Origin of the sequence: Cobetia sp. SIMBA_158 (assembly GCF_046566945.1) — a bacterium.
Taxonomy (GTDB): domain Bacteria; phylum Pseudomonadota; class Gammaproteobacteria; order Pseudomonadales; family Halomonadaceae; genus Cobetia; species Cobetia amphilecti.
Window position 1 is genome coordinate 1 of record NZ_JAWJYL010000186.1, and the last position, 310, is coordinate 310.

Annotated in this window: 1 protein-coding gene; it reads right to left on the reverse strand. The window is 42.6% G+C overall.

Annotated features, from left to right (window positions below; all coding sequences use genetic code 11):
• Positions 1 to 50: 50 nt before the first annotated feature.
• Positions 51 to 310 (reverse strand): hypothetical protein (locus R2R70_RS19560; RefSeq protein ID WP_410978830.1); only part of this gene is annotated, 260 nt, incomplete at its 5' end.

Genomic DNA, 310 nt, shown 5'->3' on the forward strand with positions numbered 1-310 from the left:
GTGGTTAATCGATTTACTACCCACAGTTCAACTAAGCTCATTAAATTTATTTAAAGCGAATAATAAAAGCTCAGCCATGCACGCATTTCATCATCAAAGCTGCTGCCCTCAACACGTGACACCCCCACATTAAATGTTAAATCGTTAACACCCGCAGGCCCCATGCCAAAGCTAAAGTCACCTTGGTATTTTAACCCGTAACTTTGTGCATAAACGCTGTCATCTAATTGATGCTGAGTGTAATAAAGCCATGCCATACCTTCTTTATAAGTAACTCCGCCGCCATATCCTTGGTAACGCCCGCGAGTTG